Annotated in this window: 17 protein-coding genes; all 17 read right to left on the bottom strand. The window is 33.4% G+C overall.

Annotated features, from left to right (window positions below; all coding sequences use genetic code 11):
- The 17 genes from fliP to flgC all read right to left on the bottom strand — a co-directional run bounded on the left by fliP (position 1) and on the right by flgC (position 12,943).
- Entirely contained in the window at positions 1-720 is a 720-nt protein-coding gene (gene fliP, locus BR69_RS0115140) for a flagellar type III secretion system pore protein FliP (protein ID WP_242840709.1), read from the bottom strand.
- A gap of 40 nt (positions 721-760) precedes the next feature.
- Positions 761-1,129 (bottom strand): flagellar biosynthetic protein FliO, encoded by a 369-nt coding sequence (gene fliO, locus BR69_RS0115135; RefSeq protein ID WP_027633934.1) that lies wholly within the window; start codon positions 1,127-1,129, stop codon positions 761-763.
- Positions 1,130-1,137: 8 nt separating this feature from the next.
- The gene (locus BR69_RS21255; RefSeq protein WP_051623640.1) at positions 1,138-1,590 is read right to left on the bottom strand and encodes a flagellar basal body-associated FliL family protein; all 453 of its coding nucleotides are present in this window, start codon (positions 1,588-1,590) and stop codon (positions 1,138-1,140) included.
- Complete coding sequence (locus tag BR69_RS0115125; RefSeq protein ID WP_027633933.1) at positions 1,590-2,321, bottom strand: OmpA family protein; 732 nt, start codon at positions 2,319-2,321, stop codon at positions 1,590-1,592. Before BR69_RS0115125 ends, BR69_RS21255 begins: the two co-directional genes overlap by 1 nt.
- Complete coding sequence (locus BR69_RS0115120; protein ID WP_027633932.1) at positions 2,314-3,123, bottom strand: motility protein A; 810 nt, start codon at positions 3,121-3,123, stop codon at positions 2,314-2,316. The genes BR69_RS0115125 and BR69_RS0115120 overlap by 8 nt, the downstream gene beginning before the upstream one ends.
- Positions 3,123-3,326, bottom strand: a complete 204-nt coding sequence (locus BR69_RS0115115; RefSeq protein WP_027633931.1) for a flagellar FlbD family protein — start codon at positions 3,324-3,326, stop codon at positions 3,123-3,125. Before BR69_RS0115115 ends, BR69_RS0115120 begins: the two co-directional genes overlap by 1 nt.
- A 63-nt stretch (positions 3,327-3,389) precedes the next feature.
- On the bottom strand, positions 3,390-4,364 hold the full coding sequence (locus tag BR69_RS0115110; protein ID WP_027633930.1) for a flagellar hook-basal body complex protein: 975 nt from the start codon (positions 4,362-4,364) through the stop codon (positions 3,390-3,392).
- 78 nt (positions 4,365-4,442) lie between these two features.
- Complete coding sequence (locus BR69_RS0115105; protein WP_027633929.1) at positions 4,443-4,826, bottom strand: TIGR02530 family flagellar biosynthesis protein; 384 nt, start codon at positions 4,824-4,826, stop codon at positions 4,443-4,445.
- A gap of 1 nt (position 4,827) precedes the next feature.
- Positions 4,828-5,679 carry a flagellar hook assembly protein FlgD gene (locus tag BR69_RS20670; RefSeq protein WP_051623639.1) on the bottom strand — a complete coding sequence of 284 codons (852 nt, stop codon included), beginning with the start codon at positions 5,677-5,679 and terminating at the stop codon, positions 4,828-4,830.
- A gap of 11 nt (positions 5,680-5,690) precedes the next feature.
- Positions 5,691-7,037, bottom strand: coding sequence for a flagellar hook-length control protein FliK (locus BR69_RS21250; RefSeq protein ID WP_027633928.1), 1,347 nt, complete (start codon positions 7,035-7,037; stop codon positions 5,691-5,693).
- Between the two features lie 4 nt (positions 7,038-7,041).
- The gene (gene fliJ, locus BR69_RS0115090) at positions 7,042-7,479 is read right to left on the bottom strand and encodes a flagellar export protein FliJ (protein WP_027633927.1); all 438 of its coding nucleotides are present in this window, start codon (positions 7,477-7,479) and stop codon (positions 7,042-7,044) included.
- Between the two features lie 14 nt (positions 7,480-7,493).
- Positions 7,494-8,798, bottom strand: coding sequence for a flagellar protein export ATPase FliI (gene fliI, locus BR69_RS0115085; protein ID WP_027633926.1), 1,305 nt, complete (start codon positions 8,796-8,798; stop codon positions 7,494-7,496).
- 3 nt (positions 8,799-8,801) lie between these two features.
- Positions 8,802-9,584: a FliH/SctL family protein gene (locus BR69_RS0115080; RefSeq protein WP_027633925.1), complete on the bottom strand. Its 783-nt coding sequence runs from the start codon at positions 9,582-9,584 to the stop codon at positions 8,802-8,804.
- A complete protein-coding gene (gene fliG / locus BR69_RS0115075; RefSeq protein ID WP_027633924.1) occupies positions 9,568-10,584 on the bottom strand; it encodes a flagellar motor switch protein FliG in 1,017 nt (338 codons plus the stop codon). Before fliG ends, BR69_RS0115080 begins: the two co-directional genes overlap by 17 nt.
- 17 nt (positions 10,585-10,601) lie before the next feature.
- Positions 10,602-12,185, bottom strand: a complete 1,584-nt coding sequence (gene fliF / locus BR69_RS0115070) for a flagellar basal-body MS-ring/collar protein FliF (protein WP_027633923.1) — start codon at positions 12,183-12,185, stop codon at positions 10,602-10,604.
- A 16-nt stretch (positions 12,186-12,201) separates the two neighbouring features.
- Positions 12,202-12,504 (bottom strand): flagellar hook-basal body complex protein FliE, encoded by a 303-nt coding sequence (gene fliE / locus BR69_RS0115065; RefSeq protein ID WP_027633922.1) that lies wholly within the window; start codon positions 12,502-12,504, stop codon positions 12,202-12,204.
- Between the two features lie 10 nt (positions 12,505-12,514).
- On the bottom strand, positions 12,515-12,943 hold the full coding sequence (gene flgC, locus BR69_RS0115060) for a flagellar basal body rod protein FlgC (protein ID WP_084315526.1): 429 nt from the start codon (positions 12,941-12,943) through the stop codon (positions 12,515-12,517).
- Between the last annotated feature and the right edge of the window lie 2 nt (positions 12,944-12,945).

Raw genomic sequence — 12,945 nt, 5'->3', positions numbered from 1 at the left:
CTATCTTGCAAAACTTAATATCATTGATTTAACTAAAAGATACCACCCATCTACCATTACAAATAATAATAATTTAAATGGTAGTGATACCATAACTGGTGGAAGCATAAACATCCCCATAGACATTAAAACACTTGCCACAACTAAATCAATAACTAAAAACGGTATGTACAATAAAAATCCGATTTGAAAGGCTGTTTTAAGCTCACTTATTGCAAAAGCTGGTACCACTACATATAAGGGTACATCTTCCTTAGTAGCCTCTTCAATATTTGCAGCCTCTAAAAATAACTTTAAATCCTTTTGCCTTGTTTGTTTTAACATAAACTCTCTAATAGGCTTTGACCCTTCCTTAACCGCCACCTCTTGGGTGATAGTTCCCTCCATATAAGGCTTTAGTGCTTTATCATTAATCTCATTATACACAGGTGCCATTATAAATAAGGTAAGAAATAAAGCTAGTCCTATAAGAATTTGATTTGGTATAGATTGCTGTGCCCCTAAAGCTCCTTTTAAAAATGAAAATACCACAGCTATTCTTGTAAAACTGGTCATCATTATAATAAATGAAGGTAGAAGAGTAAGTACTGTTAATAATATAAGTATTTTTATATTATCTACAAATTCTTTAGGAGAGCTTTTACCATCTACTGTTATATTAACCTTTGGAATATCTAGTCCCCCTGGAGAAGCCTTAGCCACTGTGGTTACTCCACACATAAATACAAAGATAGCCATAAATATTATTAATGCTCTTTTTTTATTTATCATTCCTTGTTCTTCCTTTTATCTTTAATTTCTCCTCTATTAGCTTAGCCAAATGAGTATTCTTAAGATTTTCTAAGTTCTTTTCCTTGCTCTCTTCAAGACTCTTTAACTCTTCCTTTGAAAGCTCTTTTATTATTTTAACCTCTCTTTGGGTTACAGATAATACATAGGCTTCATCACCTATTTTAACTACAGATAAGGATGCCTCTTTTGAAAGGGAAGTTTTATCTAAAACTTTTAAAAATTTATTATTTTGAAGGGACTTAAACTTACCTTCCCCAAGCCTTAGGGTTAAAAAAAGTAATAATATTATAAAGCTTAGGGAAAGTAATACCTTTAATATTTCAAATGTATAATTCATTCTTTTACCTACTGAATTAGAAAGTCCGTAAAATAAACATTAGTAAGTTTTCCCTTATCAAGAACTGGATTTAATTTTTGAAGCATTTCTTTTTTAAGCTCCTCTTCTCCCTTAGGATTTAAATCCTTAGATGTCTTCCCTCTTAAAATTGCTATAGTTATATCCCTAAGCACATGATCCTTTGTTGCAAACTCACCTTCTAACTCTTTATTGCTAGAATTATACCCAAGAACAGGTTTTATTTTTATATATTTTTTTCCACCTTCATCTGCTAAGTTTACAATTATTTCATTTAATCCAAACTTACCTTCTTCTATCTTAGAATTTTGTGAGGCCCCGGCATTTAATGCTTGCATCTTATACCACATAAAGCCTCCCCCACCTATAATTATTAGGAGTAGTACAACTATAATAGTTACCCCAACTTTACTTTTTTTATTTTCAGTCTTTACCTCACTCATTACTTTTTCTTCTCCTTTTCTGACACCACTAGTAATATATTAACCCTTCTATTCTTAGCCCTGTTTTCATCATTATCATTAGGAGCAATAGGCTTATATTGGCCATAAGCAGCAGCAGTAAATCTTTCTGGCTTAAGTCCCTTGCCTTCAATGAAATATCTAACCACACTTACAGATCTTGCAGTAGATAGCTCCCAGTTACTTTTAAATATATAATTACTTATTGGTACATTATCCGTATGTCCTTCCACAATAACTGGGTTATTAAGACTATTTATAAGTCCACTTATTTTGGAGAGCATAGGTGTACTCTCCTCTTTAAGCTCTGCCTTTCCAGACTCAAAGAGGATACTATCTTTCATTTGAAGTATAATGCCTCTTTCATCCTCTTTAATCTGAAGAGATGCATCTAACTGATTCTCATCTATAAATGCTTTAACCTGCTCATAAACATTATAAAGCTCTCCATTCATATTTTCTGGATTCACCTCTGACTCTAATGGAGCATCTGGCGTTACACCACTTCCCTCTATTATGCTTTGACCCGGCTGCCCTGTAAACATAGCTTGAAAGGCTTGAGATATACTTTTAAGCTTCTGATTATCTACTGTAGAAAATGTATATAATAATATGAAAAAGGTTAGTAAAAGAGTAACAGTATCTGAATAGGTAAGAATCCATTCATCAATACCTTGTCCATTATCACCACTGCCTCTTTTCTTTCTAGCCATTTACTGCCACACCTTCTTCCTTAGGACTTGAAGCATAGTAGCTAACCTTCTCTTTTGGTGAAAGATAGCATAAAAGCTTTTCCTCTATTATTCTAGGGTTAACTCCTGATTGTATAGAAAGTACCCCCTCTAGAATCATTTCCTTTACAGCTATTTCCTTATTACTCTTAACTTGTAGTTTTGATGCCATAGGATTAAATAGCATATTGGCAAGAAATGCTCCATAGAAAGTTGTTATAAGAGCTACAGCCATACCTGAGGCTATTTTTGAGGAATCATCTAGGTTTACAAGCATTTGTATTAATCCTATTAAGGTACCTATCATACCAAAAGCTGGTGCATACCCTCCCCATGATCTTACCATGGAGTATCCTGTGCTGTGACGAGCTTCCATTTCTGTTATCTCAAGCTCTAATATTTCTTTTATATTTTCTGGTTCTACTCCATCTATAACCATTTGAAGTCCCTTTTTAAAATAAGGATCCTCAATGGAGTTTGTTTCATCCTCTAAGGAAAGTAATCCCTCTCTTCTAGCCTTCCTTGATAAAACTATAAAATTATTTATTATTTCATTTTTAGAGAAAGTAGTTTCTGTGAAACTTTGTGCCATAACTTTAAATATATTTTTAAATTCGCCAATTGGATAATTTATCATTAATGCTGCGAAGGAACCACATATTGTTATAAGAACTGATCCAAAATCCCAAAAGCTCATTATGCTTCCACCAACAAGTATTCCATATAAAATCACTGTAACACCAAAAATTAGTCCTATTACAGTCATTAAATCAAGCTTCTTCATTACTCTGCCCCCTGTCCCTTAAAGTAAAACATTTTATTTTTATATTCTATGGATCTTTTTATAACTTCACTTGGAGTCTCCATAACTATGTACTTCTTCCCATTGATTAAGGTAATTAAAGTTTCAGGGACACTTTCTATTTTTTCGATATGATCACAGTTTAGTATAAAATCTTTTCCTGTCATAGCCCTTACGGTTATCATTTTTATCCCACCTTATTTATTATAGGATGGGTAGAAATTCTACCCTATCCTAATTTAAAATAACTATCTCTTTAAGTTTATTATATCTTGAAGTATTTCATCTCCTGAGGAAATCATTTTTCCACTAGCTTGGAATGCTCTTGTTGTAACTATCATATCTGTAAATTGCTCTGCTAAATCTACATTTGACATTTCAAGCATTCCTTGAAGCATATCACCATAACCCTTAGAGTTATCATTGGTTGCCCCAATTCCAGTCTTAACTACTGGCTCTCCTGAGTTTGATGAGTTTCTATAAAGGTTACCACCCATTTTCTCAAGACCTGCTGGATTTCTAAAGGATGACATTGCTACTTGACCAAGTACTGTTATCTTTCCTCCTTCACAAACCCCCTTAATAAGTCCTGTCTTATCTATAGAGAAGGATATTATTCTAACATCTTTTCCTCCATCATTTATTTTTTCAGGAATTTTAAGAGTTTTTAAACCATTATCTGCTTGTAGAGTTTTAGAATCTGCATCAACATACTTTAAATTTCCATTTCCTTCAATAGATCCACCTACGCTATATCCTAATACCCTATATCCATCAGCAGTTACTAAGTTTCCCTCATGATCTGTTCCAAAGGATCCATCTCTTGTAAACATTATGTCACGGCCATTAGAATTCCCTATGGTATTATTAACTACAGTTATCTCTCCACCAAAAGCCTTTTCTCCTCTAGCTACCATAAAGTATCCTTCACCGTCCACTGCAAGGTCTAGGTTTCTACCTGTTGGCTGCATCATTCCTTGGGTTACTAAAGTATCTATTCCTGCTAATTGAACTCCAAGTCCTACTTGTCTTGGGTTTACCCCTCCAAGATTTAAGCTTGGTGCCATAGCACGACCTGCATTTTGGCTTAGAACATCTTGGAATCTTGTTCTTTGCCCTTTAAAAGCAGTGGTTCCAACGTTAGCTATGTTATTACCTACAACATCCAATTTAGTTTGGTTAACCTTCATACCACTTATACCTGAATACATTGATCTTAACATAAAATTCTCCTCCTAAACTTAGTTTACCCTGTATCTATCATTCCACAGAGCTTCGGCCTCCTGTTATTCAGGTCCAGCCTATAAAATAATTACGCTATCTATGTTAGTGAACACATTTTCCTTTGCCCTTTCCTTGTCTACAGCTGTTATTATAGTTCTATTTTCTATAGATGCTATAAAAGCTGTATCCTTATATATAAAAACTGAATCCTTACATCCCTTTTTTTCAGCTTTATTAAAGGCTTCATTAAGTTTTAAATTATCTTCTCTAGTAAGATTTAATCTTCTCATTCTTTCCATGGCATGAGCAGAAATTTTAAAATCTTCATTTATCTTTTCACTAAATATATCTTTAAAGGACTTACCTTTAAGATTCTCTCTTTTATCCAGTGGTTTATTACCAGTGTCTTGAGGAAAAGCTGGTGCAGAGTATACTTTCCCATTTATAATTCTAAAAGTCATCTTATTTCTCTAAGATCTTTGTTATAGAATTATATGGATACTTTTTAATTTCTCCATTTTCCAGTCTTACTGTTATGTTAATACCACCATTCTCCTTTATAACCCCTGTTACCACTCCAGTTACTATAACCTTAGGTTTTTCTTCCTTATCTGGCTTTTTATCTGGTTCTTTAGTTTCCTCTGTTTCCTTAGTCTTACTATCCTTAGCCTTTTGAACGTCCTTTTCTAAAGATACCTCAGGTGTTTTTCCTTCTTCTGTCTTCTCCTCTTCATAGGTTTCTATCTCCACCTTTTTACCTATCATAGAAGAAGCCTGAAGTAATGCCATATTCACATTAATACTTTCTAGGTTGTAATCCGGCACCTCTATTATGGCAGCTACATCTCTAAGGGATACATCAATAACTTCTGACTTTCCATTATTATTGATTTCAACTCCTAAGACCACTTCTCCACCTTTTACCTCTGAAAGCCTTACTATACCTGTTACTGGTTTTCCTGAATCATCTACAAGCTTTAAGCTTACACCCTTACCTATTATGGCATTTCCTGAAAGTCCTGTAACAGTTTTATTTAAGTTACTCATTTGCTCCATGGATGCAAATTGAGCAAGTTGTGCAACTAAGGCTGAGGGGTCTTGTCCACCTGACATAGGATCTTGGTACTTAAGCTGTGCTGATAATATTTTAAGGAAGGAGTTCTTATCCATTTCCTGTCCTTTTTTTATAATCCTAGTTCCTCTGTCTGTAGCTCTAGAGTCTTCATCATTTTTAACTTTATATCCTACATTAGAATTCTTTTTATTGGTTTCCCCTGTATTATAAGAAGGAACCTTTCCATTTATCTCACTCACTCTATCACCTTCTAAGCTAACATATTTATATTACTATCCTTATATATCTCTTCTTCTAAGCCTTCTTCCACAGCATCATCTAGGGCTCCATCTCTTGAACTCATTTCATTTCCTTCTCTATACTCTCTTTGATTTCCATCTCTTCCTTGGAACTCTCCATAGGTTGTGGCATCACTAAAGTATATATTTACTGAAATCTCTTGAACCTTAAAATCTTGAGCTACAAGACTTTGCTTTATGTCATTTAAGTTAGAGTTTAGAACATTATAGGTATCCTTATGATTTGCCATAATTCTAGCTCTCATAATGTTTCCTTCCATAGATAACTTTATAATAACTTCTCCTAATTCCTTAGGATTAATTTTAAGGGTTAGTTCTTTAATATTATTTACTTCCATGTACTTTATACTTTTAACTACATCCTTAGTGAATGTAGTACTATTAATATTTATTTCCTTGGAAATACCTTCTATATTTTCACCCTCTACTACATTGGTAACATTGATATTCCCTAAAGCTAAAGATGACTTTTCACCCTCTATCTTATTATTGGTATCCTTATCCCCAAATGGTTTAATGGAACTATCCTTTTCCATATCTCCAATTATGGACTTTAATATTCTCTCTTCCTTACTTAGATTTCTTTCTATCTTACTAGAATCCGTATTCAAAGGCTTATATACCTTTAGGGAATCCATAGTATCTAATGGCTTTTCCTCTTCACTTTTACCATAAAAGGATTTTTTAATTTCTTCTAAAGGACTCTTTATAGAATTTTTAGTCTCATGGTCTTTCTCTAAACCATTGACTTCTAACATATTAAACCTTTCTAATTCCTTTGAAAAATTCTTAATTTCCTCTAAGGAAATATCACTCTTTCCTAACCCTTCTTTTATAGAAGCTATGATAGTAGATAAGTTCTCCTTATTTCCATAAGCATCTGTAGTTTTAATATCTATTAAAACTTCCTTTAACATATTTATCTTTTCATCTAAGTTAAGATTTTCATTATTTTTAAAATCCACTGGCTCTTCATATCCTAAAGAAGCTAAAATGGTTTGAAGTATATTAAGTAAATCTGAATTCTTAGATTCTTCTTTTACCTTATCTTCGTTTTCACCTATTACTTCTACATCTTTACTACTTTCCTTGTCAATCTTATTATCTAATTTACTTTCCCATGAACTCTTTACTTCTTTTGAAGAATCACTTGAATTTTCTTTCTTCCTTAATGAACTATTTAAGGTGTTTTTAAAGTCTGTGAATTTGTCACCCTCTCTATTCCCACCTAACTTATCCTTTGAAAAATCTCTTTTAGGAATATCTTGAATCTTAAAATTAGCGTCTATATTACTCACTTTCTCACCTCCTTTCATGAGTTCTTATGTAACTATAAAGAGCCAATTCATCTATAAAATTCTGCTCCTTTTTCTCTTCATTTTTTATAAACTCTTTTTTCTTTTTCTCTTTTAAAATTTCTACAGTCTTTCTATCTATCTGACTTTCAATAAGCTCTCCTCTTTTTTCAATGAGAATAACTTCCTTTTCCTTAAGAACCTCTTCTGTATCTTCAATTTTAAAAGATAAAACATTTAAATAATTGTTTCTTATCTTTTGCTCTATTAATGTCTCCTGTTTTTTTAAAACATTATATTTGGAGTATTCGCCATTTAAGGTTTTAAGACTATCTTCTACTTTACTCTTTTCTCTCTCTGCTACCTGGAACCCTATCTTACATTGTTCTTCCTTATCTAATCTTATATCTAAAAGCTTTTGAAGCTTAAAATTAAATCCCTTCAATCTTATATTCTCCCTTACCTAAACATAGCATTTATATCATCTAATGTATTATTAAAGGAGGAGTTCTCATTAACACCTTGCCTTAAAAATCCATTAATAACATCTATATACTCTATAGCCATATCAATTTTTTTACTGGATCCCTTTGAATAGGCTCCTAGATTTATCATATCCTCTGAATCTCTATAGGTTGAAAGAAGATCTCTTGCAAAGGATGCTACATCTTTATGATTATCCTCTGCAATATCTGGCATAAGTCTTGATACACTATTCAAAATATCTATGGCTGGATAGTGATTCTTATGAGCTAAATCTCTTGATAAAACAATATGCCCATCTAATATTCCACGAACAGCATCTGCTATAGGCTCATTAAAATCATCTCCATCTACTAGGACTGTATAAAATGCAGTTATAGATCCCTTATCAGACATTCCTGACCTTTCAAGAAGTCTTGGTAGCATAGCAAAAACTGAGGGAGTATATCCTTTAGTTGCAGGAGGTTCTCCAATAGCAAGTCCAACTTCTCTCTGTGCCATGGCAAATCTAGTAACAGAGTCCATCATAAGTATTACTTTTTTACCTTGATCTCTAAAGTACTCAGCTATGGCTGTAGCTGTAAAAGCTCCCTTAAGTCTTACAAGAGCTGGTCTATCAGAAGTTGCGCATACCACCACTGATTTTTTCAGCCCCTCTTCTCCTAGATCTCTTTCTATAAAATCAAGAACCTCACGGCCTCTCTCCCCTATAAGAGCAATTACATTCACATCAGCTTCTGCATATTTAGCTATCATTCCTAGGGTAGTACTTTTTCCTACTCCACTTCCTGCAAATATTCCTATCCTTTGACCTTCTCCGCAGGTCAAAAATCCATCTATAGCCCTTACCCCTGTTGGAAGTACTTCCTTTATTCTTCTTCTTTTTAGAGGATCTGGAGGATCTTTATCTAGCTCATATACTACTCCCTTTTTCTTTTCTTCCCCCTTAAGGGGATTTCCAAGTCCATCTAGTATGCTTCCTAAAAGATCATCACTACACTTTACATGAAGTTGTTTTCCACTAGGTACTACAATGCACCCTGGAGAAATCCCTATGAGTTCTCCAAGAGGCATTAATATTACATTATCTTCCATAAAACCAACAGTTTCACATAGAATCTCATTGTTTTTGTTATTGTATATAGTACATATCTCTCCAACAAAGGATTTTATTCCTTCCACTTCTACTGTAAGTCCTATTACTTTTTTAACTTTTCCTTCACTATAATATAAAGCTGCTTTAGAAACCCTCTCCTTTATTCCTTGAAAATCTATGTCCATTAACTAGAACAACTCCTTTTTAATCTCCTCTAAAGCCTTATCTATTGAAGATTCAATCTTACCGTTATCTTTTTCTATAATAACTTTGCCTTCTTCAACACTGTTGTCTTTAACCACAAAAATCTCCCCATTAGAAAGTCCTAAAATTTCTTTCATATTTAAGATTTTTTCATTTATATTATCCCTATATATCTCTCTGCATCTTATAATATAAGATTTAGCCCTTGATGATTCCCTAATTAATTTCAATACTGTTTCATCTAAAGCCTCTGGCTTTTTAATCTCAGTATTTAATACCTGAGATGCTATATGAAGTGATAAATCTAAAATCTCATCTTTTTTTCTTTTTAGATAAGCTTCATATTCCTCTTTAGCACTAAAAAGTACATTATTTGCACTACTTATAATAAGGTTACTTTCCTCTTTAGCTTTTTCAACAGTATCCTCATAAGCCTTTTTAAATCCCTCTTCCTGGCCTATATCCTTGCCTTCTTTATACCCAATATCATAAGCCTCATTATAGGCACTAGATTTTATTTCTTCTATTTCTTCCATGGCTTTTTTTCTTATTTCTTCTGCTTCTCTTCTAGCCTCTTCTAAAATAGTCTTTTTCAAGGCTTCATATTCTTCTAAGGGATTGTATTCTGGAACAACAATATCCTTATTAGTAACTTCTCCTATTCCCTCTGACTTTTTTTTCTTTTCAATGGTATAGGTTGTACTTATTACTCTCTTACCATTTTCTTCACTACTATTATTTTTTATAATATTATAAAACGATGGCATCTTCTCCACCTCTTGAAATCACTATTTCTCCTGCTTCATCCAGTCTTCTTATTATTCCAACAATCTTTTGTTGTGCCTTTTCTACATCAATAAGTCTAACAGGTCCTAAGAATTCTATGTCCTCTTTTAAAGCAGCTGCCCCTCTCTTTGATTGATTCTTGAAGATTATATTTGAAACATCTTCTGAACAACCCTTTAATGCTAATGCTAAATCCTTTGGATCTACTTCTCTTAATACTCTTTGTATTGATAAGCTGTCTAAAGTTAATACATCCTCGAATACAAACATAGATTCCTTTATTCTTTCTGCAAGCTCTGCATCTTCTCTTTCTAGACTTTCTGTAATGTTTCTTTCTGTAGTTCTATCTACTTGGTTTAATATACCTACCAATGTTTCAACTCCACCAATTACAGTTACATCAGACTTAATAACTGATGATAGCTTACCATCAAGAACCTTCTCTATTTCTTTAACCACCATTGGTGATGTATTCTTCATAGTAGCAAGCCTGTAAGCTACATCACTTTGAAGTTCTTCTGGAAGGGCAGATAGTATTTGACCTGCCTTATCCTGTTGAAGATAACAAAGAATTAAAGCTATGGTTTGAGGATGCTCATTAGCTATTACATTCATAAGTTGATGAGCATCAGCTTTTCTTGCTATAGCAAAAGGCCTATACTGCTGACTTACCTCTACAACCTTATCTAAGATTTCCTTTGCCCTCTGAGGTCCTAGAGCTTTTCCAAGAAGACTCTTGGCATATTCAATTCCACCCTCTAGAAGATAATCCTTTGCTTTATTCATCTCTAAAAACTCTTCTAAAATCTTTTGTCTAAACTCTTGGTTTACATGAGTGGTATTAGCTATTTCATAGGTTATCTTTTGAATTTCTGTTTCTGGAAGCTTTTTTATTATATTAGCTGATATCTCCGGTCCCAAAGTTATAAACAATATAGCGGACTTTTGAACTCCTGTTAATTTTTCCATTTCTTTAGTCATATCATTACCCATAGTTATCACCTCTCATCCTCTGCAAGCCAAGCCTTAACTATATCAACAAATTGCTCTGGTTTATCCTTTGCATAACGCTTAACTTCATTTTCAAGATGTATTTTTTCATTACTTACCTCAAAGTCTATTGGATCAAGTTTTATCTGTTCCTTAGGTTCTATATTATCTCCAATAAGCACATTAAGCTTACCTTCTTCATCTAACTCTTCCTCATCACCATCTTCATTATTTCTTCTATGTTTAATGATTAAAGCCACTATAACTGTTATTACTAGTATTAATATTCCAACTGAAAGAGCTATTATCTTATAAAGTCTCATTTTTTTAGCCTGCTCTTCTTCCTTCTTCATTTCTTCTAAAGCCTTATTAGCTGCATCCTTAGATTGAGGGTCAAAGGCCATACTAGCAACACTTATTTCATCGCCTCTATCTTGCTTAAAGCCTATAGCATTTGAAACTATTCCCTTTATGGTTTCTTGAGTTCCTATATCTAAGTTTCCATCCACAACCACTGATGCAGTAAGCCTCTTAACAGCTCCTGGAGCACTTATAACCTTTGTTTCACTTTTGCCAACTTCATAGTTAGTTTTCTTGTCTTCCTTTGAAGAAGTAGCATTTCCATTGTTATTATTTATAGCATTGGTCATGTTATTGTCTACAGGACTTTGAGTATTGTTACGCCCACCATTCTCACTAGATGTTTCCTTAGAAGTAGCTTCACTTACCACAACACTTTGTGGATTTACCACTACATCTGTTTTCTCTTTAGCATCAAAATCTAACTCTGAGTTAACCTTAACCTTAACCTTACCTTTTCCAACTACAGGCTCTAGCATCTCTAAAACATTAGTCTGAAGCTTATTCTCGAACTCTTCCTCTACCTTCTTCTGTTTTTCAAGAGATGAAGACGAAAAGTTCTTATCATCTTCAAATAAATCCCTTGACAATAGGTTCATCTTCTCATCTATTACCTCAATACTCTCCTTTGGAGTATTAGATGTTGCACCTCCAACTAATGAAACTATGGATTTAACCTGTTCCTTAGAAAGGTTACTACTTGGTTTCATTTCAATATATACTGAAGCCTTTCCTGGCTTACTCTCTTTAACAAATACTGATTCTTCTGGTGGTGTTAAATGTACCCTAGCATTTTTTATTTGTGGAAAACTCTTTATAGTTTTCTCTATTTCCCCTTGAAGAACCCTTTGTTTCTTTATTTTAAATTCCTCATCTGTCATTCCAAAGGATTGACTATTGTCCATGAGTTCATATCCCTTACTACCATTTGTTATGTCTGTAGCAAGTTCTAGTCTAAGCTCGTCTACTTTATCCTTAGGCACATATATAGAGTCACCCTTAACCTTAGTTTCAACCTTCTTTTCTTTTAACTTTTCAGTTACTGATTTAGCATCATTTCCATCAAGTCCTGAAAAAAGAAGACCATACTTATTATTTTGAAGGTAAACTCCTAAAAATATTAAAGAAATTATTATTCCAGATATTAATACAATGACTCCTATTCTAAGACTTTTTGACAGGGACATAAACTTATCTTTAATTTTACTTAAGCCTTCCTTAAGCTTTCCCATCTATAGCACTCCTATCCTATAACTGCATTCTGTTTATTTCTTGGTAAGCTTCTACAAGCTTGTTTCTTACTTGTACTGCCATTTGGAGCGAAAGCTTTGCTTCCTCTGCTGCCACCATAACATTATGTATCTCAACATCCTCACCCTTTATAAACTTTCCAGTAATCTCCTCTGAAGCAATTTGGGAATCATTAACCCTATGTAACTCTTCTTTCAAAACATTTCCAAAGGTAATATTTGATGTTGACTTTTTATTCTCTTTATTTATATTCATATTATCAAAAATTTCTCTGTTTGGTACAAAACTATTTATCTTCATAAACATCCACCTATCTTCCTATTTCTAAAGCTTTTGAAAACATACTTTTCATGGAATTTAATGTATCTACATTAGCCTCATAAGATCTTGTAGCAGCTATCATATCTGCCATTTCATTCAAAATGTTTACATTTGGCATCATTACGTAACCTTCATTATCCGCATCTGGATGGGAGGGATCATAAACTCTCCTTAAAGGGGACTGATCCTCTTTAACTCCAACTGCCTTAACTCCCATAAGATTATCTCCTGGTTTATTTGTCTTATCTAAAGATTTATCTAAGTGCTCTTGAAAAACTGCTACCTTTCTTACATAGGGTCTTCCATTTTCCCCTCTTGTAGTTGTAGCATTGGATATATTTGAAGCTATGGTGTCCATTCTAAGCCTCTCCGCTGAAAGACCACTAGCACTTATTCTCATTGATCTAAAACTATACATTA

Source organism: Clostridium hydrogeniformans DSM 21757 (assembly GCF_000686705.1).
Classification (GTDB): Bacteria; Bacillota; Clostridia; order Clostridiales; family Clostridiaceae; genus Clostridium_Z; species Clostridium_Z hydrogeniformans.
This window is presented reverse-complemented; position numbering and strand designations above follow the sequence as displayed.

Coding starts and splice junctions, on each gene's coding strand:
- fliP (WP_242840709.1), bottom strand. CDS start 720: ATGTGTGGAGTAACCACAGTGGCTAAGGCTTCTCCAGGGGGACTAGAT.
- fliO (WP_027633934.1), bottom strand. CDS start 1,129: ATGAATTATACATTTGAAATATTAAAGGTATTACTTTCCCTAAGCTTT.
- BR69_RS21255 (WP_051623640.1), bottom strand. CDS start 1,590: ATGAGTGAGGTAAAGACTGAAAATAAAAAAAGTAAAGTTGGGGTAACT.
- BR69_RS0115125 (WP_027633933.1), bottom strand. CDS start 2,321: ATGGCTAGAAAGAAAAGAGGCAGTGGTGATAATGGACAAGGTATTGAT.
- BR69_RS0115120 (WP_027633932.1), bottom strand. CDS start 3,123: ATGAAGAAGCTTGATTTAATGACTGTAATAGGACTAATTTTTGGTGTT.
- BR69_RS0115115 (WP_027633931.1), bottom strand. CDS start 3,326: ATGATAACCGTAAGGGCTATGACAGGAAAAGATTTTATACTAAACTGT.
- BR69_RS0115110 (WP_027633930.1), bottom strand. CDS start 4,364: ATGTTAAGATCAATGTATTCAGGTATAAGTGGTATGAAGGTTAACCAA.
- BR69_RS0115105 (WP_027633929.1), bottom strand. CDS start 4,826: ATGACTTTTAGAATTATAAATGGGAAAGTATACTCTGCACCAGCTTTT.
- fliI (WP_027633926.1), bottom strand. CDS start 8,798: ATGGACATAGATTTTCAAGGAATAAAGGAGAGGGTTTCTAAAGCAGCT.
- BR69_RS0115080 (WP_027633925.1), bottom strand. CDS start 9,584: ATGCCATCGTTTTATAATATTATAAAAAATAATAGTAGTGAAGAAAAT.
- fliG (WP_027633924.1), bottom strand. CDS start 10,584: ATGACTAAAGAAATGGAAAAATTAACAGGAGTTCAAAAGTCCGCTATA.
- fliF (WP_027633923.1), bottom strand. CDS start 12,185: ATGGGAAAGCTTAAGGAAGGCTTAAGTAAAATTAAAGATAAGTTTATG.
- fliE (WP_027633922.1), bottom strand. CDS start 12,504: ATGAAGATAAATAGTTTTGTACCAAACAGAGAAATTTTTGATAATATG.
- flgC (WP_084315526.1), bottom strand. CDS start 12,943: ATGTATAGTTTTAGATCAATGAGAATAAGTGCTAGTGGTCTTTCAGCG.